The organism is Acinetobacter sp. G11 (genome assembly GCF_049808495.1).
Classification (GTDB): domain Bacteria; phylum Pseudomonadota; class Gammaproteobacteria; order Pseudomonadales; family Moraxellaceae; genus Acinetobacter; species Acinetobacter kookii.
In genome coordinates, this window is the sequence record NZ_JBNCAT010000010.1 from 1 (window position 1) to 26232 (window position 26232).

Below are 26232 nucleotides of genomic sequence, written 5' to 3' on the forward strand. Positions count from 1 at the left end.
AGCAAGAGTGAACCACCTGATCCCTTCCCGAACTCAGAAGTGAAACCTCTTAGCGCTGATGGTAGTGTGGGATTACCCATGTGAGAGTAAGTCATCGCCAGCTCATTATTCGAAAGCCCCTGCCAAGTGCAGGGGCTTTTTTTATGCGTGGAGTTTTATTAAAAAGAAGAATGATTTAAAAGGGTTTCGTAGAGTTCAGCGGGGATTTTATTCAACACGAATTTAGTGAATTGAAGATTGGCTAAGATTTAGGGTCACCTTAACCATTGATAGGCATTTTATTTTTATCAGAGACAAATACATATACACGGACATAAAAAAGCCCAGACATCCTGTCGAGGCTTTTTCGTATTGGTTAAAGGTATCACTCCTGTTCTACCTCAGCTTCCTGCTGTTTTTACTTTTATTCTTCTTATTTTAGAAACATCCTGTTTCTCTATGAGTTAAATATAATCTGAGCTCAGCCATATGCATAGCCTTCATTTTCTGCAGTTCATGTAAGCAAAAGCGTACAGGAGTGCTTTAGAAATGTGCTTCTATGCCAAGATAAGGGCCTTTAAATTTGAGTTTGGTTTCTGCATTTGAGCCTTCTTCCAGCTGGATGTCCAGAATGCGATAACCGACTCGGGCACCCACGTCGAGTAACAGGGTATCAATGAAATTATATTTGAGTTCCGCCTGAGCATCGCTAATTTGCTCATCATCCAGTGCAGCAAAACTGGCTTCAGCTCTTGCACTTAAACCGGTAAAAGGCAGGTTTACCCCGGCCTGGGCATAAAGCATCGGTAGCGTGCTACTCACATCTAAGGTGTTGGTATAGTTTTGCAGAATATCTCCGCTTAAACGTTTGGCACCAATGCCGACATCTGCATCGACAATATTGTCCAGCACTTCATAATACAGAATGAAATCTGTATAAGTGAAGTCGACCTGATGGCTTTTTACACCCGCCAAACTTTGATCGCTGTCAGCCTGTAAATGGCTATGTTTGATTTTTGCATTGGGCAACAATGGCACCGGATGTTCTAGCGCAACCGAGAATGTCAGCGCTTGATCATCTTCCATTTGTGCTTGTGGTAGCGAAGATGCCGGTTGGGTTAAATCGGTGCTGTAGTACCAGTAATCGATATTTCCTTTGACCGCAATAACATCGGCTTGGGTGGAACTGAACACGCCCAGTCCAAGGGCTAGACAAAGAATTTTGAATGATCGCATGAGAATCCTGAAGTTGTTTAATCCGTTATTTTGAAAAATCTTTTTGTGAGTTAAATAGCATGAGTTGAGACCCAATTTATAGCGCATCATATATTGAATGCTTAAAAATTGCATTGTTGTTGTTTCTCAAAATTACAGAATGTTTATCTCTTATCTTTAGCATACGAGTTGAAAAAGACATGTGGCATTTAATTTTTAAATCGTTATTTCACAACCATAAATAAGCAGATTGAATCATCTTAAGATAACTTGAGGTTTTTATATGTACTTTATGTATTCCCAGAAGTTTATAGGTGAATAATAAAGCAGGATTAAAATTCAGCCGATTAAATGAGCATTCAAACTCAACAGATTATAAAAATGAAATGTTTGGTAAATAAATTACAGAAAATTTTTATAAAAGTGAGTATTGTTAAATTCATATAAAGGATGAGTATTGATCAACATTTTTAAGCAAAATTTGAGCCTTACTGATCTGTTTGCCATTTAGAATACTGCACCCAAAAGGTGACCTCTAAATCAGACACAAGAATTATTTTTGAAAGGTACTTTTTATGCTTGCGATATAAACCCGATAACAAGCAGCATTTAAAGATACCTAAGGTTTAGGTGTTTTATGACAGATTCTCGTGAAAACTGGTCATCACGATCCGGCTTTATTATTGCAGCTGTCGGATCGGCTGTCGGTTTAGGTAATATTTGGCGTTTCCCCTACGTGGCTTATGAAAATGGCGGCGGCGCGTTTCTTATTCCTTATTTGATTGCTTTAATTACGGCAGGCCTACCGCTGTTATTCCTCGATTATGCGGTCGGGCATAGAAGCAATAGTTCACCGCCAAAAGCCTACCGTAAACTGTTTCGTGGTGGTGAAACCTTGGGATGGTGGCAAGTCAGTGTATGTATCATTATTGGTTTGTATTATGCCAGCGTTTTGACCTGGGCAGGCAGTTACGTGTACTTCTCCATAGGTCAGATGTGGGGCAATGATCCGGAAGGTTTCTTCTTTAAAACCTATTTACAAACCAGCGAAGCGACCGGTTTTGATCCGCGTTTTGTGAGCCATATTTTCTGGCCATTGGCAGGAATTTGGGCACTCACCTTAATCATTTTATACGGTGGGGTGAAAAAGGGCGTTGAACTTTCCAACAAGATTTTCATGCCATTACTGTTTGTTTTATTCACCATTCTTGTGATTCAGGCACTGCGTTTACCGGGAGCGGTCGATGGCTTAAATGCCTTCTTTACTCCAAACTGGTCTGCCATGATGGATTACAAGGTGTGGTTGGCTGCCTATGGTCATACCTTCTTCTCGCTGTCCGTCGGTTTCGGGATCATGGTGACTTATGCTTCTTACTTAAAGCCAAAAACCAATTTAACCGGTTCGGGTTTAATTGTGGGCTTTGCTAATGCTTCTACGGAAATTTTGGCCGGTATCGGGATTTTCTCTGCGCTGGGCTTTATGGCTTATGCTGCGAACAGCAATGTTCAGGATGTGGTGAGTGGCGGTATTGGTCTGGCATTTATTGCATTCCCTAAAATTATTTCCAGCCTGGGTGCGGGTGCCGACCTGTTTGGTATCCTGTTCTTCTCGTCCTTATTTGTGGCCGGCATATCATCGATGGTGAGTATTTTGGAAGTTCCGATTTCTGCCATGATGGACAAGCTGAAATGGGGCCGTAAGAAAGCGGTCACCATTGTTGGTGGTGGTAGTGCCTTGGTATCGATTGTTTTATTCTCCAGCGTGAACTCGATTAAACTGGTGGATATTATTGACCATTTCATCAATAACATTGGCATTATCGGCGGTGCATTGCTGTCGATTATCTGTATTGCCTGGTTCAAGCGTTCTGCACTGGCTGAAATCCGGAATCACGTCAATGCTATTTCAACGGTACATTTGGGCAAAGGCTGGGACTTTACCCTGACCGTGATTACCTCGTTGATTTTGTTGGTCACCTTAACCATGACCATTTATAACTTGTTATTAAAAGGCTATGGTGATTATAGTGTAAGCATGCAGTGGCTGTTTGGCTGGGGCTGCGTGATTTTCTGTGCTGTCATTGCTTTTATTTTGGCTCGCGTCAAAGACCGCTAGGAGAATAAAGATGAATACTTCTGCAATCGTTATGATGATTATTTCCATGCTGTTTTTGTGGGGCGGACTGGTCTTGTCCATTCTGCACTTGATGAAACATCCTGAGGAACTGGATGAAGTGCTGGAAGAAGTCAAAGATCAGCACACGCTTTAAATCTGCAAAGACTTCAGTTCATACTGTGATCAATGAAAGTCATTATCTTAAACGATAATGACTTTCTTGCTTTTAAAATGCAGCATCAGAGGTGCACACCATTTTGCAGGACCAGGTCTGGATCGCATGTGCAATGACCTTTCTGGCAGGACGGGGCACACCAATAAAAACACGTGGCTCTAAGCCACCTCTTTTCATTACATCGGTTAAGCCGTTTTCTGGATACGGCAATAGAAGAAACCATCACCACGACCCACTTGTGGTAGCAATTGGCGACCGTGAATCTGTTCAATGCCCCAGTCGGCTTCAATTTTCACTTCTTTGGCATCGGCATGCGTAGCAAAGAATTCAACCATTTGCTGTTCATTTTCTGCCTTTAAAATGGAGCAGGTGATGTAAAGCAAGGTGCCACCGACTTTGAGTTGCTGCCACATGTTGTCCAAAATCTGTTTTTGAAGTTGGACGGTTTTGGCAATATCAGTTGATTGACGTAGTAAACGGATGTCTGGATGACGACGCATCACGCCAATGGCTGAACAGGGTGCATCCAGCACAATACAATCGGCTTGTTCAGGGGCCGTCCACGTCACGGCATCTGCGGCGACAATTTCGACATTTTTGCCATCGAGAACCAAACGTTCCAGATTTTCAGACACACGTTTTAAGCGCTTTTCATCCTGATCAAGGGCAATCAGTTTTTTCGGCTGATATTTCTCTAAAATATGCGCAGTTTTGCCGCCCGGTGCTGCACAGGCATCGATCACCATTTTGCCATTCAAGTTCGGCAATAAAGTGGCACACAGCTGGGCATGTTCATCCTGTACTGAAAAGCCGCCGGCTTCAAAACCCGGCAGGCTTGGAATCTGTAGATTTTGATCCAGAACGATACCGACATCTGACCATGCGCAGGCATGTGCCTCAATGCCTTCATCTTCCAGAATATCCAGATATTCATCCCGGCTGACCTGGTGTGTGTTAACACGTAAAGTCAGTGGCGCAACCTGTTTCAGCTCATAGCTGAGCTGTGCGAATTGATCGCCCCAATCTTTCTTTAGACGTTTCGTTAACCAGCTTGGCAAGTTAGCGGCATTTTCCAAGACATCATAGAATTGTTCAGATTCACGGGTGGCACGGCGTAAAATCGCATTGACCACGCTGCTTAAACTTTCCATGCCCAATTGTTTGCTGGCTTCTACCGTTTCAGAAATCGCGGCATGTGCAGCCACACGGGTACATAGCAATTGATATAAACCGACATATAAACAGGTTTCAACCACAGCATTTTCAAGCGGTTTGGCCAACAGCGGTAAAGTTACCTGTTTCAGGGCATGCCACTGACGTAAGCAACCCAAAACCAGTTCATGATAAAGCGCGCGGTCTTTATCTGACACAATATTCATGTGTTGATTTAACACCGAGGCCAGCGATTGACCATTTTGGACAGCCAGTAAGGTCTTCACCACCTGAGCACGTAAATTAAGGTTTTTGGCTGAGGCGTTGGGAGATTGCTTCATTATAAAATTTGTCCAATAGTCAATTTTTGGGTTTGCAGAATTTGCGTGGCATTCAGCGGTTTGCCACCTGGCCATTGTAGCGAGGTCAGGATAATGACCGTTTGATTGGCACAGGCCACATGAACGCCATCTTTATCAATGGCAATGATTTCACCCGGTTGCGCATTTTCCGCAGTGGCATGAGATAACTTGGAATTCCACACCCGCAAGTTGTTTTTCTCGTCGAGGACGATAAATGCCACTGGCCACGGATTGAAGGCACGGATATTGCGGTCAATCTGTACGGCATCCATAGACCAGTCAATTTCTGCTTCAGCCTTGCTGAGCTTGTGCGCATAGACAGTCGAGGCTTCGTCTTGCACTTCACGGGTCGCCAGGTAGTGTTGCAGTTTTTCTTCCGATGCTAAAACAGCCGCAATCGCGCTTGCACCCTGTTCGGCAAGTTTGTCATGCAACGTTGCAGAGGTGTCGCCGGCTTCAATCGGGCAGATGGTTTTAAACATCATGTCGCCGGTGTCCAGACCCGCCGCCATTTTCATAATGGTCACGCCAGTTTCAGTATCGCCTGTGGCAATGGCACGCTGAATTGGCGCTGCACCACGCCAGCGTGGCAACAGTGAACCATGGATGTTCAGGCAACCATATTTAGGCGTATCCAGAACCACTTGCGGCAGAATTAACCCATAAGCGGCCACCACCATCACGTCGGCATTTAACGCAGCCAGTTCGGCTTGTGCGGCCAGACCTTCTTCAGTCGAAGATTTAAAATGAAGCGGCTGGTAGACCGGAATATTATTGGCTAAAGCCAGCTGCTTTACAGCAGAAGCCGTGAGTTTTTGTCCTCGTCCAGCTTTGCGGTCCGGTTGAGTATAGACCGCAACAATGTCATGTTCGGTTTTAAGCAGTGCAGCCAATGCAGTGGCGGCAAATTCTGGTGTACCCGCAAAGATGATTTTCACACAAAAGCTTCCAAATAAACGTGACGCCTATTATAAGGCAAAAGCATTTATTCACCTAAATTGAGTCTGAATACAGACGGAAGAAGCCTATTTTTATAAAAAAAACTTATGCAAAATTTAAAAATTATTCATGAAAGTTTTGCATTGTCTGGCCGGGGATGGCGGTATAGTAGATTTCAGTTAAAGATTTTTGTCGTCAAATCACGAAGTTCAATTTATAGACCCATCTGCCCATATCTAAGATGAAAATGCCATCTTGAAAAACAATGGCTTGGTGTATGATAGGTTCGAAATTCGACTGATTTCATGCTCTCGATCTGTAAGATTTCGCCAGAGTGAATGAGCTCATTCAACTCAAGCACAAACTTTGTTGGAATAACACAATGCCTGACTATCGTTCAAAAACATCGACACACGGAAGAAACATGGCGGGTGCGCGTGGCTTATGGCGCGCAACTGGGATGAAAGATGAAGACTTCGGCAAGCCAATTATTGCCGTCGTCAACTCATTCACGCAATTTGTTCCAGGTCACGTTCATTTAAAAGACCTTGGTCAACTCGTGGCTCGTCAAATTGAAGCATCAGGCGGTGTGGCGAAAGAATTCAACACCATTGCCGTCGATGACGGCATCGCGATGGGTCATGACGGCATGCTGTATTCACTGCCTTCACGTGACCTGATTGCTGACTCGGTTGAATACATGGTCAGTGCGCACTGTGCCGATGCCATGGTGTGTATTTCCAACTGTGACAAAATCACCCCGGGAATGCTGATGGCTGCGATGCGCCTGAACATTCCGGTGGTATTCGTGTCTGGCGGTCCAATGGAAGCGGGTAAAGTGAAAATCCGCGGTAACGACAAAGCCATCGACCTGATCGATGCCATGATCGTGGCGGCAGATGACAACTATACCGACGAAGAAGTGGCTGAATACGAACGTTCTGCCTGCCCAACCTGTGGTTCATGTTCAGGCATGTTCACTGCCAACTCGATGAACTGCCTGACTGAAGCATTGGGTCTGTCTTTACCGGGTAATGGTTCGACACTGGCAACTCACGCAAACCGTAAAAAACTGTTTGAACGTGCAGGCTCGTTAATTGTTGAACTGGCTAAACGCCATTATGAACAGGACGATTACAGCGTACTGCCACGTTCAATGGTGACCAAAGCATCCTATGAAAATGCCATGACGCTGGACATCGCCATGGGCGGTTCAACCAATACCGTGCTGCACTTGCTGGCAGCTGCCAATGAAGCAGGCGTTGATTTCACCATGGATGATATCGACCGTTTGTCCCGTAAAGTGCCGGTACTGTGTAAAGTTGCTCCGGCGAAAAATGATGTGCATATGGAAGATGTGCACCGTGCCGGCGGCATTATGTCAATTCTGGGTGAGCTGGATCGTGCCGGTTTGCTGGATACCTCAGTCGGTACTGTCCACGAAGCAACCCTGAAAGATGCTTTGGACAAATGGGACATCATCCGTACTGAAAATGAAGAAGTTTACCAGTTCTTCCGTTCAGCACCGGGCGGTGTACCAACGCAAACGGCTTTCTCACAAGACCGTTACTACTCACGTTTAGATGGCGACCGTGAAAATGGCGTGATCCGTAATGCAGAACATGCCTTCTCGAAAGACGGTGGTCTGGCTGTGCTTTACGGTAACATCGCGCTGGATGGCTGTATCGTCAAAACTGCCGGTGTAGATGACTCGATTCTGAAATTCAACGGTACTGCTCGCGTATTTGAAAGCCAGGATTCTGCGGTAGAGGCGATCCTGGGCAACGAAATTAAAGCCGGTGATGTCGTGGTGATTCGTTACGAAGGTCCACGTGGCGGTCCGGGCATGCAGGAAATGCTGTACCCAACCAGTTACCTGAAATCGAAAGGTTTGGGTAAGGAATGTGCCTTGCTGACTGACGGCCGTTTCTCTGGCGGTTCATCAGGTCTGTCGATTGGTCACGTATCACCTGAAGCGGCTGAGGGCGGTGCCATTGGTCTGGTTGAAGATGGCGATTTAATCGAAATCGATATTCCAAACCGTAGCATCAACCTGGCTGTAGATGAAGCCACCATGGCAGCTCGCCGTGAAGCGCAAGAAGCCAAAGGCTGGCATCCAGTGGAAGAGCGTCCACGTAAAATTTCCAAAGCCCTGAAAGCCTATGCCATGCATACCACCAGTGCGGCGAAAGGTGCGGTACGTGAAATTTAATTTGTAGTTTTTACAAATTTTAGAAAGCACTCCAGATGGGGTGCTTTTTTATTGATTATTGAAAATAGCACGGTCGCATTTTACTTTGTGCTCTTGCAATAGCATTGCGTAGACGATGTTTTACTTTTGAAGGCTCAAAAGTAACAAAAAGCCTCTGTTGTGCTGATGGTATATCCCTATACCACAGCACAACAGGTGACATCCTGTCACCTGTCACGATTAATATTTTAAGTTCTTGAATATTCAATCTGATATGAGTTTATCTGGAGTATATGTTTTCTTCACGAGTGGTATTTCTATACAATGATCTTAGAATAAATTGCCAAAGACTGAAGCTGAAAATCGGTCATCGCCAAGGAAGAAACCAATGAGTAAAGACAATATCCGCGAACATTCAGCACCCGTTTATGAAGGGATTGAAAATGCACCGGCACGTTCCATGATGCGTGCCACCGGTTTTAAAGATGCCGACTTTAGCCGTCCTTTTATTGGCATTGCCTCCACCTGGGCCAATGTCACGCCGTGCAATATGCACATTGATGGCTTGGCGCGTGAAGTGGAAAAAGGCGTGAATGCCGCAAATGGCAAGGGCATTATCTTCAATACCATTACCATTTCAGACGGGATCTCGAATGGTACCGAAGGCATGAAATATTCCTTGCTGTCCCGTGAAATTATTGCCGACTCCATTGAAGCGGTGGTGGGTTGTCAGGCCTATGACGGGGTGATTGCGATTGGCGGCTGTGACAAGAACATGCCGGGCTGCATTATGGGACTGGCACGTTTAAACCGTCCGGGCCTGTTTATTTATGGCGGAACCATTAAACCGGGTGCTGGTCATACTGACATGATTTCCGTATTTGAAGCCGTAGGCCAGCATGCCAAGGGTGAAATCAACGAAATTCAGGTCAAGCAGATTGAAGAAGTCGCACTGCCGGGGCCAGGCTCCTGTGGCGGCATGTATACTGCCAACTCGATGGCATCTGCCATTGAAGCACTTGGCATGAGCCTGCCGGGCTCATCGGCGCAGGAAGCGGTATCTGAAGAGAAAAAAATCGACTGTCTGCGTGCCGGTGAAGCGGTGATGAATCTGTTACGTCTGGACATTAAACCGCGTGACATCATGACCAAGGCGGCGTTTGAAAATTCCATTAAAGTGCTGATTGCACTGGGTGGTTCGACCAATGGCGTGCTGCATTTACTGGCGATGGCACATACGGCCGGGGTGGAACTGACCCTGGATGATTTTGTGCGCATTGGCAAGGACATTCCGGTGGTGGCGGATGTGCGTCCATCCGGTAAATACCTGATGTCGGAACTGATTGCGATTGGCGGGATTCAGCCGCTGATGAAACGCATGCTGGATGCCGGCATGCTGGACGGTTCCTGTATGACTGTCACCGGTAAAACCCTGGCGGAAAACCTGGCGGATGTCGAGGATTATCCGGAAGGTCAGCAAATTATTCTGCCCTTTGATGCCCCGATTAAAAAAGACTCGCATCTGGTGGTGCTAAAAGGCAACCTGTCACCGACCGGTGCGGTAGCAAAAATTACCGGTAAAGAAGGGCTGTATTTTGAAGGTCCGGCACGCGTGTTTGAAGGTGAAATTGGTGCCATGCGCGGTATTCTGGATGGTGAAGTGCAGGAAGGCGAAGTGGTGGTGATTCGTGGTGAAGGACCGAAAGGCGGACCCGGCATGCCGGAAATGCTGAAACCGACCTCGGCCATTATTGGTAAAGGTTTAGGAAAATCGGTGGCATTACTCACCGATGGCCGTTTTTCAGGAGGCAGCCATGGCTTTGTGATTGGTCATGTGACCCCTGAAGCCTATGAAGGCGGACCGATTGGTCTGGTGAAAAATGGCGATAAAATTTCCATTAATGCCGAAACCCGTGAGATGACGCTGCATATTTCCGATGAAGAACTGGCAGCGCGTAAAGCGGCCTGGGTCAAGCCTGAACCGAATTATCGCTATGGTGCTTTGGCGAAGTTTGCCAAATTGACCACAGGTGCGGAAAAAGGGGCAGTGACCGATCTAAATTTAGATGTATAATTGATCATTACCTAACAAATTGTTATAAACCCTTGTAGCACACAAGGGTTTTTTTTCGAGGCTGATCTCATGTCACTGTTACGCCGTTGGTTTGATCCACTTCGATCGAGTTGGTTTTACCAAAAGCCGACTCGTCAGGTGGAATTATCTACGGAGCAGGGTTTAACCATCCACTTGCGTCTGGATGATGTCTATAGCTATCTGGCTGCACAGCAGTTACCTGAACTTGAAGAAATCTTGAGTGATGAGATCAAACCCTTAAAGGTGATCATTTCCAGCCGAACGGCAGAACCTCCCAATAACATGTCAAAAATGGAGTGGCAAAATTACTGCCTGAACGATGCCAAAATTCTGTCCAAACAGCATCGCTTTAGTTTCCATGAAACCCCAGAACAACCGCCGCTTAAGGCCATCGCTCAAGCAGAAACCATCCTTCGCAATACGCCGTTACGCGGTCAAGATTTCCTGTATTTACTTGAAGACGTGTTCCACATGCTGTGGCAAAAACAGTATGGCAAATTGCGTACCTTGCATGCCATGGCTAGCCGCCATCATCCAGCGCAAAACTTTCCGGAACGGATTTTTAACGATGCCGAAGTGCTGGTCAGTTACTTTGAATTTGGTGGACGCAAATATCATGCGGTGGATGATCTGCTGCGTCTGACCCGCCGTCTAAAACAACAGAAATTGCTGACCGATAATCCCATCTTCCTGATTAACCATATCGAATGGCGCGAACATCTGATCAGTGACGCAGAAGAACTGAATGAAATTCAGGCGCTGGATCCGGAACTGGATTTGTATATTGCCCTGGAAGATCCGATTTCCTGGCTATTATTGGCCTATATTAAAGAAGAGCTGGCTAATTTTTATAATATTCACCTCAATGTTTACCCGCTATCTTATCACGGACGAGACCTGTTTGACTGGGGGCTGGCGACCCGTTTGTCCAAACGTACCGAAGTAAAATTTACCCCGTTTTGTCGTCCTACCCAGCAAGCAACTTATGAGATGGCGAAACTGTTTTATAGCGTGCCTGAAGAGCAGCGTGTGGAAGCCATGTACAGCATTTTGCAAGCAGTCTGGACCAAAGGCAAAGACCTGTCATTCAGGTCGCATTTTGACCAGATCAAGCGTGATTTAGAGATCAATGAACTGAGCACTGAAGATATTGCTGCCAAATTAAAAGAAAATGACATACTCTGTGAAATGAAGTCTCAGCCCGATTTTCCTGTGCTCGAACTGCGCATTGATGGCCAAAGTTATGTGTTTAATAGCCTGTACCGGGTCTGGATGATCGAAAGTATTTTTAGTAATGTTTTAGAAGACCAATATAAAAGTGAAAATGATGACAGCAAAGATGAAGAAAGAGAAATGTGAGTCTTTAGAACAAGCCCGTGCACAGATTGATGCCATTGATACCGCACTCATTGAAATGATTGCTACCCGTCAATTTTATGTCGATCAGGCTGCGCGTTTTAAGCGAACTGTACAGGACGTACAATCACCTGAACGGGTAGAACAGGTCATTCAGAAAGTACGAGCACAGGCACTGGACCTGGGCACCGATCCGGATCTGGTGGAACACTTATATCGTGAAATGATCCAGCGTTTTATTCAGCGTGAATTGCGAGAATTTCGCCCTTAATTTTCCCTGTTAACGTCTATAAAAAGTAAGACACCTGAACAGGTGTCTTAGGGCTGAAGTCTATCTATTACGCCAGGCGGTAATAAGTATAGCGAACCTGATCATTCTTATAGACGGCATGGCTTTTTTGCCTGAAATCAGACACCCATTGACGGCCGGTATAGGCAGCAATATGGCCATAAATGTGCTTTTGGGTTCTGTGGATAATATAAATATCGCCTTCTTTTGGATTATCAAAAGAGGGATTGATTTTTTTATAGCCAATTGTCTGTAGAGTATTTCCCCAATCCGCAGCTGCGACAGGATGATTTAAAATCCGAGCCCCAGCAGACTGTAATGCAATCCGGATGCTTCGAGCACATTTTTTGGTACTGGTCGCCGAGGAAATACTATGTAACTTTTGCGTGAATTTACGCACATCCAGATAGGGAATGCCTTTATTTTTGGAATTTTTAGTGCCTGAACCTGCCTGATGTTTCTGGAAATTCTGGGAGATTACCGCAGTATTCTGATCTGCAGTGTTAATCATATTGCTATGATGTCCATCATAAATCATTCTTAAATCTCTACCTTATCTTCAATTACTTTTAGAAAAAATAGACAGCATTCTTCAGAACTAAAACCCGAATATTTTTTCTCTAACTCTCAATAGTGAAAATGCTATGTTATTACATAGCCTATTCATGCGAAGCGCGTACTTTAAAGAGCTTTTGTTTAAATATCCACCCGTTTTAGTCTAAAAAAAGAGCAGTTTTAAGTAAAAAAAGCGTTGAAATTGCCTACATCCAGGTAGAAATTGAATTTAAGATAGCTCATAAATCATACAGTTAAGACAAACTTAATAATATGTTATTAATTGATGTAATTTTTATGTAAACATGCAATTAATCGCCTAATTGTTAATCAATAATTAACATTTTGTCATATTTAGAGTCCTTTTTTTAACAGTCCTGTGCCTTGAAAGCCTCAACTTTTTCTTGAGGCTTACTCTGGAAAATAGTGATTTTTAAAGCACTCTGAGTCACCTATGATCGGCTTAAAATTTAACGGGTGTTGAATATGATTGGCTTTGTGATTGGGGTGTTTGCCATTGCAGGCATGATTAAAGGCACCCTTGGACTGGGGTTGCCTGCGGTTTCCATGGGCTTGCTGACGATTTTTATCAGTCCCTTTCAGGCAGCCACCTTGTTGATCGTACCGTCAATGGTCACCAATTTCTGGCAACTGTTTGCCGAAGGTCAGGTGCTGAAACTGGTTGGTCGCTTTTGGCCGCTGTTGCTGGGCATTGTGGTGGGTTCTATCTGGAGCATTTTTCCCACCCTGGGACATGGCGAGTTTCAGAGTGAGGCGCTGCTCGGCGGAATGCTGGCCTTGTATGGCTTGTACGGTCTATTTGCCAAGAACATGCCCAATCTGGCCGCGCATGAAAAATGGTTATCTCCGATGATGGGTTATTTGGGCGGGGCACTCACAGTCGCTACCGGTGTAGTGGTTATTCCTGTAGTACCTTACTTGCAATCGTTGCATCTCAAGCGTGATGATCTGGTGCAGTCGCTCGGTTTGGCCTTTACCATCTCCACGATTTGTCTGGCGGTATTTCTGCATCAGCATCCGGTGGAAAATATTCCTATGGACTATAAGATGTCATTTATTGCCTTGCTTCCAGCCTTGGTGGGAATGTGGGTGGGAACCAAAATTCGCTATCGCATTCCCGAACAAAAATTTCGCAGAGTATTCTTTTGTGGGCTGGTCATTTTTGGTGGTTATATGGTGCTGCATCAGTGGGGTCTGCTTTAAGGTCAGCAATAAAGCCAGCTAAGTAAAAGTTTTTAACTCGGCAATCTGGATGTATGGGAAACTAAAAACTGGCTGAAATGTTGATAAGCGACTGGCAGGGCATCAAAGTTTTTTGCTGCCAATAACAGCTTGCGATTGGCCCAGTCTCCAGTCAGTTCAATTTGCAGAAAAGGATAAACCGCCTGTAAACGGTTAGCTGCGCGTTTCGGCATAATGGCGATCCCGACGCCATTGGCAACGACCTGAGCAATCGCAGCAAAATTGGGTAAGCGTAAACGGTACTGAATTGCACAGCCCAGTAATTTGGCCTGGGTTTCAATCGATTGCTGCAAGGAATGATATTGCATTAAGCCCACAAAGGGGTAATTCAGCACATCGGCTAATTGCAGGGTCGATTGTTGCTGTAGCTCATGACCCATGGGGCAAATCAATACCAGAGGATCATCGGAAAACTCCAGGGTCTGTAACTTTTTTGAATTAAAAAAACCTGAAATCAAGCCGAGCTGGGCGCTGCCATTTTCCAGAGCCTGAATAATGTCGTTACTTTCCGCTTCTTTTAGCTCAATCTGGATATTGGGGTTTTCAAGCAAATAAGAGGGCAAAAGCAGGGGCAGATATTCACTTTGTGCAGAGGAATTACACCACAGCGTCATTTCACTTTGCGAACCTGTAGAGAAGGGCAGCATCTGTTGTTGTAATTGTTGAGCCTGGTGAACCAGCATCTGCGCCTGCGAGGCAAACACCTGTCCAGCAAGGGTGAGCTTGACTCCGGAAGCATGTCGGATAAATAAATGCACAGCAAACTGCTGTTCAATTTTTTTAATCCGCTCACTGGCGGCTTGCAGGGAAATCGCCGAGCGTTCTGCACCCTTGGTCAAACTACCCGTATCTACAATATTCAGGAAAAGTTGCAAATCAAAAAAGTCGAGACGCATCTGCTGAGTCTGCTCGGTGAAATTTGAACCATCATACTAAAATTTCCTTAGCCGCAAACATAAAAAAAGCAGCCTTGCGGCTGCCTGAAAATATGTAGTTATCTTTATGATTTATCGCCCAGGCTAAAGAACCAGTTCAGGATTAAGGCTGCAAACGTAGCGGTACCAATACCCCCCAGATTAAAGCTGCCAAATTGCAGGGCAAAGTCACCGGTGCCTAAAATAATGGTTACCGCAGCCACCATCAGGTTTTTGTTTTTAGAGAAATCCACCTTGTTTTCAATCCAGATTTTTGCCCCCGCAATGGTAATTAAACCGAACACCACAATCGATGCACCGGTTAAGATGGCAGTCGGAATGGTATGGATAATGGCACCAAATTTTGGTGAAAGTCCCAGGAAAACTGCAAATACACCGGCAAAAACAAAGATGATGGTTGAGTAGACACGAGTCACTGCCATCACGCCAATATTTTCACCATAAGTGGTCATCCCCGGCGCACCGACACCACCCGATAAAGTGGTTGCAAGACCATCGGCAACAAAGGCTTTGCCAATATGCGGATCAAGGTTTTCACCAGTCATGGCACCTACTGCCTTGATATGCCCCAAGTTTTCAGCCACTAAAATCAGGGCAATCGGCGCAATAATCAGCATGGCATTGGCATCAAATACCGGCGAATGGAAAGTTGGCAGACCAAACCAGGCTGCTTGCTGAATTGGAGCGAAATTAATGGGCGTGCCAAGTCCCATCACATTGGAAACAATGTAATAAATCAGGTAAGCCAGCAATAAACCGATCAATAACAGCAGACGTTGCAGCAGGCCTTTGGTAAATACTGCAATCGAGCCCATGCACATCACGGTAACCAGTGACATCCACATATTGAAGTTATTCCCCGCCACGCCTTTAACCGTCACCGGTGCCAAATTCAGGCCAATGATCATGACCACAGCGCCGGTCACTACAGGAGGCATGAGTTTTTCAATCCATTTGGTGCCGGTAGCCATCACAATAAAGCCAAAAATGGCATACAGCACACCACAGGCCATAATACCGCCAGCAGCCAGGGCCAGATTGGCATTGGGTGCGCCCGTACCCGAAGCGGCATAACCTGTTGCCGCAATCACCACCCCAATAAAGGCAAAGCTGGATCCCAGATAACTCGGTACACGTCCCCCGGTCATCAGGAAAAACAGAATGGTACAGATCCCTGACATTAAAATGGCCAGGTTCGGATCAAAACCCATCAGGAAGGGTGCAAGTACCGTCGCACCAAACATAGCAAAGGCATGCTGTACCCCTAATACAACACTCTGTGCAGGTGGCAGATATTCATTGGTACCTACAGGACGTGCATCGATGCTGCCTTCATACGGGCGCCATTTGGGAAACCAATTGGACATTTTTTGAGCACTCTAAAAACAAATTGTGCACATCATACGCTTCTTTTTTGGAAGATTTAATCATTGAAACAAAATTTTGTTTAAACTAACGCTATGACTTTTCAATTGTTTTTACCATGTGGTAAAAGTTTAATTATTTAAAAATAATGCTAAATCAATAGTTAATAGGTATGAAGATGTCTTGATCAATTTATAAATATTTTTTGTTTTATTTATAAAAAATAATGGGAAGCTTTTGACCATAAGGTTAAAAAAAGCACATTACGGAAATGTGCTTTTTCTATGGAAAATCAGAATTTAACCGGTATTACGCAGTCCGGCCGCAATCCCGGCAATACTTACCATTAAGGCATGATCGACTGGGGTATGTTCTGCCTGACGTTCTGCCAGATAGCGACGGCGGCGTTTCATCAGTTCCGCCTGGAGTAAATGCAGCGGCAATAAATACGGTTTGCGTACCCGCATAGACTGGTCCAGCACTTCATTGCTACTCAGCAGTTGAGATTCACCTTTCAGAGCCAGCAAGGTTTGTACCGCATCTTTTAAGCGTTGACGCAGTTCGTTGCCGAGAACTTTTAAATCTTCATCATCGGTCAAATGTGATTCGTAATAGAGTGCTACATGGCTATCGGCTTTAGAAAGGACCATTTCCAGCATGTCAATCAGGGTCTGGAAATATGGCCATTGTTGCAGCATCTCATCCAGCAGCTGTTTTTGCCCCTGATCAATCATCTGGTTAATGGCTGCTCCAGTGCCCAGCCATGCCGGAAGCATCAAACGGATTTGGGTCCAGGCAAATACCCAGGGAATGGCACGTAAAGATTCAATCCCGCCGCTGACCTTGCGTTTGGCCGGCCGTGAACCGAGCGGCAGCATTTGCAATTCGAGTTCCGGTGTAACCGTACGCAGGTATTTCACAAAATGCGGATTTTCACGCACGGTTTGACGGTAGACCTGTACCGATAAATCGGTCATGGTATGCATCAACTGACGCCATTCTTCTTTAGGCACCGGTGGCGGCAACAAGGTTGCCTCTAATGTGGCTGCGGTATAAATTTCCAGGTTTTGCAGTGCAATGCCTTCCAGACCAAACTTGAAGCGGATCATTTCGCCCTGTTCGGTCACGCGGATGGCACCGGAAATCGAACCTGGCGGTTGTGAAAACAGCGCTTGCTGGGTGGGTGCACCCCCCCGGCTGATCGAACCGCCACGCCCATGGAACAGGGTGAGTTGCACGGCATGTTTTTTTGCAACAGCCGTCAGTTCTTCCTGCGCACGGTATTGTGCCCAGTTGGCTGACATGAATCCGGCATCTTTGGCAGAATCCGAATAGCCAATCATTACCTCATGCTTGCCCTGAATATGCTGTTTGTACCAATGCATATTAAACAGGGTGTTCATGGTTGCGGCTGCGCCGTCCAGGTCTTTCAGGGTTTCAAATAACGGCACCACACGCAGCGGATGCTTGATGCCAGCTTCTTTTTGCAGCAGTAAGACCGCGAGTACATCACTCGGATATTCCGCCATGGAAATAATATAAGCCCCCAGGCTTTCTTCAGGCTGTTCAGCCAGCGTACGCATGGTGGCAAACACTTCCTGCACATCCGGATGTTCAATCAGGCTTTGTTTCGGTTCATTCAGATGTTTAGGCAACAACGGACGTTTGCTTTGCAATTCCTGCAACAGGAAATTTTGGCGTGCCTGTTCGGTCCAGGTTTCAAAATTGCCCAGACCCAGATATTCAGTAATGGCAGAAATGGCCTGACGATGGCGACCGGATTCCTGACGGATATCCAGTTTCAGCAGTTCAATGCCAAAGCAGTTGACGCGATGGATAAAGTCCAGCAGTTTGCCATTGGCAATTTCAGGCAGGTTGCAGGCAATCAGTGAGCGGTAGCTCAGCAATAAAGGTTGTAATAATTCATCTTTGCTTTTAATGACCTGGCTATCATCGGCATCTTGCCCTTGCAGTTTTTGCGCCAGCCAGTGACGGGTGGCTTTAAGGCGTTCGCGAGTGTCACGCAGATATTCACGGTAGGGTTCGGGGTGGTTATGACCCAGTGCCTGTAACAGTTCATCACTGGCATTCTGAATCGACAGTTCCCAGCGCAGGTCTTCCATATCACGCAGATATAAATCCGCCGCTTTCCAGCGCGACAGCCACAGTACTTCCTGGGTAATGTTATGCGTAACATTCGGGTTGCCATCACGGTCACCGCCCATCCAGGAGGCAAAACGCACCGGTGCAACGGTTAAGGGTAAACGCTGGCCACAGTGATCTTCAACCATTTCATCCAGTTCACGAATGAACTTGGGAACAGCATTCCACAGGGTTTGCTCAATCGTGGTAAAGCCCCATTTTGCTTCATCGACTGGGGTCGGGCGGTGCTGGCGGATTTCATCAGTCTGCCAGGCGGAACAAATCAGCTGTTTGAGTTCTGCCAGTACGGCCTTGCGTTCACGTGGGGTCAGTTTTTGTTGATCAGACTTAAACAGACAGTCATTAATATCGTCATATTTTTGAATTAAGGTACGACGGCTGACTTCAGTCGGATGTGCAGTCAACACCAGTTCAATTTTCAGTTCACAGATTTGCTGGAATAGGGTGTCGGCTGAAATTTCGTGATCTTTAAATTTCTGGAACAGATGATCAAGCGGATTAGGGGAAGGTGCATTTTCATCGAATTCACTCTTACGGCGACTGCGTACCACATTGTATTGTTCGGCAATATTGGCAAAATTCAGAAAGTGAGTGAATGCCCGGGTGAGCGGAAGAATTTCATCATCTTCCAGACTTAAAAAAAGTTGTTCAAGCTGTTTTTCGGCTTCCACCTGCCCATCACGTGCACCTTTGGACAGCGCACGAATCTGCTCCACCTGATTAAACAAATCTTGTCCTGCATGTTCCTTGAGGGTTTCTCCCAGTAGGTTCCCAAGTAAGCGTACATCCTCACGCAGTGGAGCATCAATTTGTTGAATCATTTTTTTCATTCTCCTAGGCTACTCTTTTGAATATACCCCGATTCGATGACATTCCAAGTAGGGGGCAGACAAAAGTCGGTATCTTTTGTTGCTAAAACTGGCAATTGAGGTGCTGTTTGTGCAGTCAGGAAAATGGAATTACAGATTTTAAGGTTTTTTTTTGATATTTCAGCATAAAGATTTCAATACTGTTCAGGATAATCTGCTGTTTCTCTTCTGCAGTCGGAACTTCCCGCACCCCAAGCAGCACTTCATGATGGCGCATGCCAAACAATAAAGACACGATCAGCATGGTGAGTGTTTTTAAGTTTTCAGCTTGAACAAAACCCAGATCAATCGCCTGTTGAAAGAAGTTTTCCCACACGGCAATCATGCGCAGGTGAGACGCCTGATAAAATTTTTGTGCCAGTGGATTTTGTTCCGCCGCCAGTTCCACCAATAAGCGTTCCAGTTTGATGGCTTCCGGCAAGTTGGTGATATTGAGCGCCAGTTCGCAGGCATGCACAAATTCCTGATAAAAATTACTGTCGGCTTGCAGGTTTAAGGGGCGAGCACTAAGTAATTCTTCGCATGTTGCAACAATGGCACAGACAAATAAATTGGCTTTATCCTGAAAGTGATTGTAGACCGTCAGTTTGGTGACACCGGCTTCCTGGGCAATCTGGTTCATGCTGGAACCCTGATAGCCACACTTCAAAAATAAGCTTTTTGCCGCATTTAAAATACGCTGACGTTTTTCTAAGTCCTTGGGACGACCAACATTTATTTGCACAATTTTTTCCAAAAAAATGAAAAAGGTCATTGCTTTGACCTGATTATTATAATTACTGTACCAGGCAGTATATTAATTAAAAAATGATCAATTTAAGATATTGCTTATTTTGCCCTAAAAAACATTTTGAGATAAGAGCGAACTTCATGAGCACAGTAAAGATTGCAGTAAAAACCGCCCTGGTCAGCATGATGATTATTTGCAGTGTGACTTTATTGGGCTGCAGCACGGAGGCAACCGAAACAGAACAGGTCCCGTTTGTGATGGTGACTCAGCCGAACAGTACTCATAATGAACAGAAAAGCTATGCCGGAGATGTGCAGGCGCGCCAGCAAACGGCTTTGGCTTTCCGGGTGGGCGGACAGATTATCGAACGTTATGTCGATGTGGGCGATCAGGTCAAAGTGGGGCAGGTACTGGCAAAACTGGATGTGAAAGATGCCCAGCTGCAGCTTAATGCAGCAAAAGCTCAACTGGAAAGTGCCCAGTCGGCAGCAAAAATTGCCGCAGATGAACGGCAGCGCTTTCAGCAACTGCTACCCATGAATGCCGTAAGCCGTTCGCAATATGATGCGGTGGATAACCAGTATAAATCAGCGATGTCCGCTTTAAAGCAAGCGCAATCCAATTATCAGGTGACGAGTAACCAGACCGGTTATAACCAGCTGATTGCCAATAAAAACGGGGTGATTACCGCACGCAATATTGAAGTCGGGCAGGTGGTTGCGGCAGGGCAAGCCGCGTACCAGATGGCAATTGCCGGTGACCGTGAAGTGGTAATCGGGGTGCCTGAGCAGGCCATTTCAGAGATTAAAGTCGGTCAGGCAGCGTGGGTGACCTTATGGTCCAAGCCGGAAGATAAATTTGCAGGCTATGTGCGTGAAATTTCTCCGGCAGCCGATCAGTCGCGGACCTTTAGTGTCAAGGTGGCCTTGCGTGAAGGCAACGCTGCCATTCAGCTGGGCCAGAGTGCCCGGGTATTTTTTAACAATAGCCAAAACAATGTACTCAGCGTGCCGTTGTCCAGTGTTTCGGCCAATGGCCAGCAGGCCTATGTCTGGGTGGTGAAACCGGATCAGACCATCCATAAGGTGGCGGTGACCCTGGGGGCCTATGGCCGTGACAGTGTGCCGGTATTGTCCGGTCTGAATCCGCAAGATTATGTGGTGATTGGCGGTGTGCACTTATTGCGTGAAAAACAGAAAATCCAGCCGATTGACCGGGAAAATCGTGCCGTGAACATCCAGTCAGGAGCTGCATCATGAATTTAGGCACGAACTTTAACCTGTCGGAATGGGCCCTGAAAAATAAAGGCCTGATCCTTTATTTCATGCTGCTGCTCGGCATTGTCGGCATTGTTTCCTATTCCAAGCTGGCACAAAGTGAAGATCCGCCGTTTACCTTTAAGGTGATGGTGATCCAGACCTATTGGCCGGGCGCAACCGCACAGGAAGTGTCCTTGCAGGTGACGGATCGCATCGAAAAAGAACTGATGAGTACCGGCAATTACGAACGCATCATGGCCTATTCGCGCCCCGGTGAATCACTGGTGACGTTTGTCGCCAAGGATTCGCTGCGTTCCAACCAGATTCCCAATGTCTGGTATCAGGTGCGCAAAAAAATCGGTGACATCCAGCATCAACTTCCGAGTGGGGTACAAGGGCCGTTTTTTAATGATGAATTTGGCGATACCTTCGGAAATATCTATGTCCTGACCGGCAAAGATTATGACTATGCCATATTGAAGGAATATGCCGACCGTCTGCAACTGCAACTGCAACGTGTCAAGGATGTCGGCAAGGTCAATCTGGTGGGGCTGCAAGACCAGAAAATCTGGATTGAACTGTCCAATACCAAGGCGGCACAGCTCGGCATTCCGGTCACGGCGATTCAGCAAGCCCTGCAACAGCAAAATACCGTAGCCAGTGCCGGTTTCTTTGAAACCGGGACCGACCGCATTCAAATGCGGGTCAGCGGCCAGCTGCAAAGTGTCGATGAACTCAAGCAGATGCCACTTTTGGTGGCAGAAAAAACCATTCAGCTGGGCGATGTTGCCGAGATCTATCGCGGTTTCAGCGAGCCGGCCCAGCCACGCATGCGCTTTATGGGCGAAAACGGGATTGGCATTGCCGTATCCATGCGCAAAGGTGGCGACATTCTGGCTTTAGGTAAAAATTTAGAGGCTGAATTTGCCCATCTGCAAAAATCTTTGCCCTTGGGGATGGAACTGAAAAAAGTGTCCGATCAACCGGTTGCGGTCAAACGCAGCGTGAATGAATTCATGAAAGTGCTGGCAGAAGCAGTGATTATTGTCCTGCTGGTCAGCTTCTTTTCACTGGGTTTCCGTACCGGTCTGGTGGTGGCATTTTCCATTCCGCTGGTGCTGGCCATGACCTTTGCCGGCATGAATCTGTTTGATGTCGGGCTGCATAAAATTTCACTTGGAGCCTTAATTCTGGCGCTCGGTTTATTGGTGGACGACGCCATTATTGCCATTGAAATGATGGCCGTGAAAATGGAGCTGGGCTATAGCCGGCTGGAGGCGGCAGGATTTGCCTGGAAAACCACGGCTTTTCCAATGCTGACCGGCACCCTGATTACCGCAGCCGGCTTTTTACCGATTGCCACTGCTGCCTCCAGTACCGGTGAATATACCCGTTCCATTTTCCAGGTGGTGACGATTGCCCTGGTGGTGTCGTGGTTTGCGGCGGTGCTTTTTGTCCCCTATCTGGGCGATAAACTGCTGCCAGATTTTAATCAAGACCTGCTGCAAAAAGCACCGTGGTATCAGCGCTTATGGGCGCGCCTACGTAGGCAACCCGAACCGCCAGCTGTGCTGCATCATGCCGGTGAGCATCATGACCCTTATCAAACCAAGTTCTATCAAAAATTTAGAGGCTGGGTGAGTCAGTGTATTACTTACCGTAAAACCGTGATTGCGACCACGGTGGGTATTTTTGTGTTGTCGGTGCTGATGTTTAAACTGGTGCCGCAGCAATTTTTTCCACCATCCAACCGTGCCGAAATTCTGGTCGATTTAAAACTGGAAGAAGGTGCATCCCTCACCGCCACAGAAAATGCCGTGAAGAAAGTGGAAAAATTCCTGTCGACCAAACAGGGCATCGACAATTATGTGGCCTATGTCGGCACGGGTTCCACCCGTTTCTACTTGCCGCTGGACCAGCAGCTGCCACAGGCCAGTTTTGCCCAGTTTGTGGTCTTGGCTTCGTCCCTGGATGACCGCGATGAAATCCGCAAATCTCTGGATCAGGAAATCCGTAAATTGCTGCCAGATGTGCGTACCCGGGTCTCGCTGCTGGAAAATGGCCCGCCTGTCGGTTATCCCTTGCAGTACCGTGTTTCCGGGGAAGACCTGAATCTGGTGCGTCAGTGGGCACATAAGGTTTCCGCCGTCATTGCAGAGAATCCGAATACCACCAACGTTCATCTGGACTGGGGCGAACCGAGCAAGGTCATCCAGCTGAAGATTGACCAGGATCGCGCCCGTCAAATGGGGGTATCGACTTTAGATTTGTCGCAATTCCTGAACAGCTCCATCAGTGGTGCCGTGATTAACCAGTATCGTGAAAAACGTGAACTGATTGAAATCCGTTTGCGTGGAGATCGGAACGAACGGGTCAATGTAGAGTCCTTATCCAGTCTGGCCGTACCGACGGCCAATGGCGGTTCTGTACCTCTGGCGCAAATTGCCAAAATTGAATATAAATTTGAAGATGGTCTGATCTGGCATCGTAACCGTTTGCCGACCATTACCGTGCGTGCCGATATACGGACCAAATTGCAGCCTGCAACCGTGGTCGGGGAACTGGCCGATAAAATGGATCAGCTGCGTGCCGAATTGCCAGGCGGTTATCTGGTTGAAGTAGGCGGTACGGTCGAAGAGTCGGCGCGTGGACAAAACTCGGTCAATGCCGGTATGCCGTTCTTCCTGGCGGTGGTGATGACCTTGCTGATGATTCAGCTCAAGAGCATGTCCCGCGCGTTTATCGTGTTTTTGACGGCACCTTTGGGCCTGATTGGGGTGGTCCTGTTCCTATTGTTGCTGAATAAACCCTTTGGTTTTGTCGCGATGCTGGGAACCATTGCCCTGTCGGGCATGATCATGCGCAATTCTTTAATCCTGATTGACCAGATTGAACAGGACATTCAGGCTGGACATGATCCCTGGAATGCCATTATTGAGGCAACCGTACGTCGTTGCCGCCCGATTGTGCTGACCGCCCTGGCCGCCGTACTGGCGATGATTCCATTATCACGCAGTATTTTCTTTGGTCCGATGGCTGTCGCCATTATGGGCGGTTTGATTGTGGCCACGGTTCTCACCTTGTTCTTTTTACCAGCATTGTATGCACAATGGTTTAAAGTGAAAAAAAATAGCCAAACGGTGTAATTTTTTGACAATAAGCAGGTGCGAAATATTGAAAATTTCAATATAGTAGCACCTAATATTCGTACACATTTCTATAAAGCAATTTACTGCATATTAAAAATCTAAAGATGTGGTAAATGGGGTTAAAACGCACATGAAGCAAGACAACTTAAGCCGACTTCGCCGTTCTATTGCGATTTCTTATGTCTTGATGTTTTTGGCCTTATTTACTGTGATTAGCGGCATATTTGCTTACTGGTTTGCGCGCAAAGTCACACAAGTAAATGAAGTGGAGGTCTGGCTTCAGGCTCAAGCCCTCTGGATCATGCGTAATATTGTGATTTATATGATTCTGGTGTGTTTTGCGGCCCTCTGGTTTATTCCGCTGATTTTCTTTTATTGGGATAGTGCAGTCTGGGTAAAAGGCTGTACTGTTACAGGCGTGATTTTCGCGCTGATTGCCTTTTTATTTTTGTTGAATGCCTGGCTAAAAGGAATTTCCCGTTTTTTCAAAAATAAAGCCGTATTTTAATCCGAATAAACTTTTTTCCTCTGTTTCCCTTGTAAAATTTGTTTCCGTCCCCAATTTCACTCCACAGTTAAGTATTAAATAAAATTCCGTGAGGAGCATCGCCAGACATGGCTAAACGTGATTATTATGAGGTTTTGGGCGTCGCTAAAACCGCTAGTGATGATGAAATTAAAAAAGCCTACCGTAAGTTGGCGATGAAATATCATCCAGACCGTAACCCGGACAACCCTGAAGCTGAAGAAAAATTTAAAGAAGCTGCCGAAGCTTATGAAATTTTATCGGACAGCGAAAAACGCAGCATGTATGACCGTATGGGACATAACGCTTTTGAAGGCGGTATGGGCGGTGGTGGCTTTGGTGGTGGTTTCAGCGCAGAAGACATCTTTAGTCAGTTTGGCGACATCTTTGGTGGCGCATTCGGTGGCGGTGGCGGCCGTGGCCAGCAACGTGCACGTCGCGGATCGGACCTGCGTTATGTGATGGAATTGACCCTTGAAGAAGCGGTCAAGGGCGTGAAAAAAACCATTACTTTTACTGCACCGGCACCGTGTGAGGCCTGTGACGGTAAGGGTTCTAAAAACCCGAACGATGTTGAAACCTGTAAAACCTGTCATGGTGCAGGTCAAGTGCGCATGCAGCAAGGTTTCTTCTCTGTTCAGCAGACTTGTAGCACCTGTCGCGGTCAAGGCAAAATCATCAAGAACCCATGTAACACCTGTCATGGTTCAGGCGTAAAAGACCGTCAGCAAACCCTTGAAGTGACCATTCCTGCAGGGGTGGACAACGGTGACCGCGTACGTTTAAGCGGTAAAGGTGAAGCGATTCGTGATGGTCAATCCGGTGACTTATACGTAGAAGTGGTGGTGCGCGAGCATGACATCTTCCAGCGTGACGGTGCAGACCTGTATATGGATGTGCCGGTATCTATTGCCGATGCTGCCTTGGGTAAAGAAATCCAGATTCCAACTCTGGATGGCCGTGTCAGCCTAAAAATTCCTGAGGGAACTCAAACCGGCAAACTGTTCCGCTTGCGTGGTAAAGGAGTTAAACCGGTACGTACCAGCATGCAGGGTGACTTGCTTTGCCGCGTAGTGGTCGAAACACCAGTGAACTTGACTGCGCGTCAACGTGAATTGTTAAAAGAATTGCAAGAAACGATGGATGGTGATGACAATAAATCATCGCCTAAGAAAAAGTCGTTCTTCGGTCTGTTTGATTGATTTCAGACACATTTTGAAAAAAAGGGGGGATATTGATATTCCCCCTTTTTTTATAGCCATTTAAGCCCTTATTCGACGATCGGTTTGTCAATCGCTTCGACATCTACCGATTGCGTTACTGCTTCGCCAGCCGGTTCTTGCTTGGTCACTGCCGGATTATTTTCAGCTTGAGCCGGTGTAGCGCTATGGGTACGAATATTTATTTTGACTTGCGATAAGCTTTCCAAAGTATCTCCCGCTTGGATTGCCGGTTCTGCCCACGCTGTGCTGACGATGGTTGCCATCAAAACGGTTAACGCGATTTTTTTCGAATGCATGCTGATCTCCTTATAATTCATCTTTTTATC

General features: G+C 46.4%; 21 protein-coding genes and 1 rRNA gene. 12 read left to right on the forward strand and 10 right to left on the reverse strand.

The window, feature by feature from the left end; translation table 11 throughout:
* Positions 1-103, forward strand: a 5S ribosomal RNA gene (gene rrf / locus ACPUEY_RS05835); the annotation flags it as partial.
* 419 nt (positions 104-522) lie between these two features.
* Here rrf and ACPUEY_RS05840 read toward each other — a convergent pair.
* On the reverse strand, positions 523-1215 hold the full coding sequence (locus ACPUEY_RS05840; RefSeq protein WP_425121476.1) for a TIGR04219 family outer membrane beta-barrel protein: 693 nt from the start codon (positions 1213-1215) through the stop codon (positions 523-525).
* A gap of 616 nt (positions 1216-1831) precedes the next feature.
* On the opposite strand from ACPUEY_RS05840, the gene ACPUEY_RS05845 reads away from it, so the two are divergent.
* Together ACPUEY_RS05845 and ACPUEY_RS05850 are read left to right on the forward strand one after the other, a co-directional pair.
* The gene (locus ACPUEY_RS05845) at positions 1832-3310 is read left to right on the forward strand and encodes a sodium-dependent transporter (RefSeq protein ID WP_131273558.1); all 1479 of its coding nucleotides are present in this window, start codon (positions 1832-1834) and stop codon (positions 3308-3310) included.
* Positions 3311-3320: 10 nt separating this feature from the next.
* A complete protein-coding gene (locus tag ACPUEY_RS05850) occupies positions 3321-3464 on the forward strand; it encodes a methionine/alanine import family NSS transporter small subunit (RefSeq protein ID WP_086197760.1) in 144 nt (47 codons plus the stop codon).
* Between the two features lie 72 nt (positions 3465-3536).
* Here ACPUEY_RS05850 and ACPUEY_RS05855 read toward each other — a convergent pair whose 3' ends face one another.
* From ACPUEY_RS05855 to fmt, 3 genes are read right to left on the reverse strand one after another with little or no spacing between them, the layout of a single operon-like run.
* Positions 3537-3695 (reverse strand): hypothetical protein, encoded by a 159-nt coding sequence (locus ACPUEY_RS05855; RefSeq protein ID WP_165493287.1) that lies wholly within the window; start codon positions 3693-3695, stop codon positions 3537-3539.
* On the reverse strand, positions 3671-4978 hold the full coding sequence (rsmB, locus tag ACPUEY_RS05860; protein WP_425121477.1) for a 16S rRNA (cytosine(967)-C(5))-methyltransferase RsmB: 1308 nt from the start codon (positions 4976-4978) through the stop codon (positions 3671-3673). The genes ACPUEY_RS05855 and rsmB overlap by 25 nt, the downstream gene beginning before the upstream one ends.
* On the reverse strand, positions 4978-5937 hold the full coding sequence (fmt, locus tag ACPUEY_RS05865; RefSeq protein WP_425121478.1) for a methionyl-tRNA formyltransferase: 960 nt from the start codon (positions 5935-5937) through the stop codon (positions 4978-4980). The genes rsmB and fmt overlap by 1 nt, the downstream gene beginning before the upstream one ends.
* Before the next feature lie 383 nt (positions 5938-6320).
* Here fmt and ilvD (ACPUEY_RS05870) point away from each other — a divergent pair, with 383 nt between their 5' ends.
* The 4 genes from ilvD (ACPUEY_RS05870) (at position 6321) to ACPUEY_RS05885 (ending at position 11851) form a co-directional block, all read left to right on the forward strand.
* Positions 6321-8150 (forward strand): dihydroxy-acid dehydratase, encoded by a 1830-nt coding sequence (gene ilvD, locus ACPUEY_RS05870; RefSeq protein WP_425121479.1) that lies wholly within the window; start codon positions 6321-6323, stop codon positions 8148-8150.
* 367 nt (positions 8151-8517) lie between these two features.
* Entirely contained in the window at positions 8518-10203 is a 1686-nt protein-coding gene (gene ilvD / locus ACPUEY_RS05875; protein WP_131273555.1) for a dihydroxy-acid dehydratase, read from the forward strand.
* Between the two features lie 69 nt (positions 10204-10272).
* The gene (locus ACPUEY_RS05880) at positions 10273-11583 is read left to right on the forward strand and encodes a hypothetical protein (RefSeq protein WP_425121480.1); all 1311 of its coding nucleotides are present in this window, start codon (positions 10273-10275) and stop codon (positions 11581-11583) included.
* Positions 11564-11851, forward strand: coding sequence for a chorismate mutase (locus tag ACPUEY_RS05885; protein ID WP_092820121.1), 288 nt, complete (start codon positions 11564-11566; stop codon positions 11849-11851). Before ACPUEY_RS05880 ends, ACPUEY_RS05885 begins: the two co-directional genes overlap by 20 nt.
* Before the next feature lie 67 nt (positions 11852-11918).
* Here the strand turns inward: ACPUEY_RS05885 and ACPUEY_RS05890 are convergent, their stop codons facing one another.
* Positions 11919-12380 carry a hypothetical protein gene (locus ACPUEY_RS05890; RefSeq protein WP_425121481.1) on the reverse strand — a complete coding sequence of 154 codons (462 nt, stop codon included), beginning with the start codon at positions 12378-12380 and terminating at the stop codon, positions 11919-11921.
* A 530-nt stretch (positions 12381-12910) separates the two neighbouring features.
* Here ACPUEY_RS05890 and ACPUEY_RS05895 point away from each other — a divergent pair.
* Positions 12911-13648 carry a sulfite exporter TauE/SafE family protein gene (locus tag ACPUEY_RS05895; protein WP_425121482.1) on the forward strand — a complete coding sequence of 246 codons (738 nt, stop codon included), beginning with the start codon at positions 12911-12913 and terminating at the stop codon, positions 13646-13648.
* Between the two features lie 32 nt (positions 13649-13680).
* Here the strand turns inward: ACPUEY_RS05895 and ACPUEY_RS05900 are convergent, their stop codons facing one another.
* The 4 genes from ACPUEY_RS05900 to ACPUEY_RS05915 all read right to left on the reverse strand — a co-directional run bounded on the left by ACPUEY_RS05900 (position 13681) and on the right by ACPUEY_RS05915 (position 19743).
* Entirely contained in the window at positions 13681-14583 is a 903-nt protein-coding gene (locus ACPUEY_RS05900) for a LysR family transcriptional regulator (RefSeq protein ID WP_425121483.1), read from the reverse strand.
* Between the two features lie 104 nt (positions 14584-14687).
* Positions 14688-15989: a solute carrier family 23 protein gene (locus tag ACPUEY_RS05905; RefSeq protein WP_092820117.1), complete on the reverse strand. Its 1302-nt coding sequence runs from the start codon at positions 15987-15989 to the stop codon at positions 14688-14690.
* Positions 15990-16286: 297 nt separating this feature from the next.
* Positions 16287-18971, reverse strand: a complete 2685-nt coding sequence (gene ppc, locus ACPUEY_RS05910; RefSeq protein WP_425121484.1) for a phosphoenolpyruvate carboxylase — start codon at positions 18969-18971, stop codon at positions 16287-16289.
* A gap of 124 nt (positions 18972-19095) precedes the next feature.
* Positions 19096-19743 (reverse strand): TetR/AcrR family transcriptional regulator, encoded by a 648-nt coding sequence (locus ACPUEY_RS05915; RefSeq protein WP_425121485.1) that lies wholly within the window; start codon positions 19741-19743, stop codon positions 19096-19098.
* A 146-nt stretch (positions 19744-19889) separates the two neighbouring features.
* Here ACPUEY_RS05915 and ACPUEY_RS05920 point away from each other — a divergent pair, with 146 nt between their 5' ends.
* The 4 genes from ACPUEY_RS05920 to dnaJ all read left to right on the forward strand — a co-directional run bounded on the left by ACPUEY_RS05920 (position 19890) and on the right by dnaJ (position 25885).
* Complete coding sequence (locus ACPUEY_RS05920; RefSeq protein WP_425121486.1) at positions 19890-21008, forward strand: efflux RND transporter periplasmic adaptor subunit; 1119 nt, start codon at positions 19890-19892, stop codon at positions 21006-21008.
* The gene (locus ACPUEY_RS05925; RefSeq protein ID WP_425121487.1) at positions 21005-24154 is read left to right on the forward strand and encodes an efflux RND transporter permease subunit; all 3150 of its coding nucleotides are present in this window, start codon (positions 21005-21007) and stop codon (positions 24152-24154) included. Before ACPUEY_RS05920 ends, ACPUEY_RS05925 begins: the two co-directional genes overlap by 4 nt.
* Positions 24155-24287: 133 nt before the next feature.
* A complete protein-coding gene (locus ACPUEY_RS05930) occupies positions 24288-24665 on the forward strand; it encodes a hypothetical protein (RefSeq protein ID WP_092820114.1) in 378 nt (125 codons plus the stop codon).
* A 107-nt stretch (positions 24666-24772) separates the two neighbouring features.
* Positions 24773-25885, forward strand: a complete 1113-nt coding sequence (gene dnaJ / locus ACPUEY_RS05935) for a molecular chaperone DnaJ (protein WP_425121488.1) — start codon at positions 24773-24775, stop codon at positions 25883-25885.
* Between the two features lie 68 nt (positions 25886-25953).
* On the opposite strand, the gene ACPUEY_RS05940 is transcribed toward dnaJ, so the two are convergent.
* Positions 25954-26202 (reverse strand): hypothetical protein, encoded by a 249-nt coding sequence (locus ACPUEY_RS05940; RefSeq protein ID WP_425121489.1) that lies wholly within the window; start codon positions 26200-26202, stop codon positions 25954-25956.
* Positions 26203-26232: the final 30 nt, after the last annotated feature.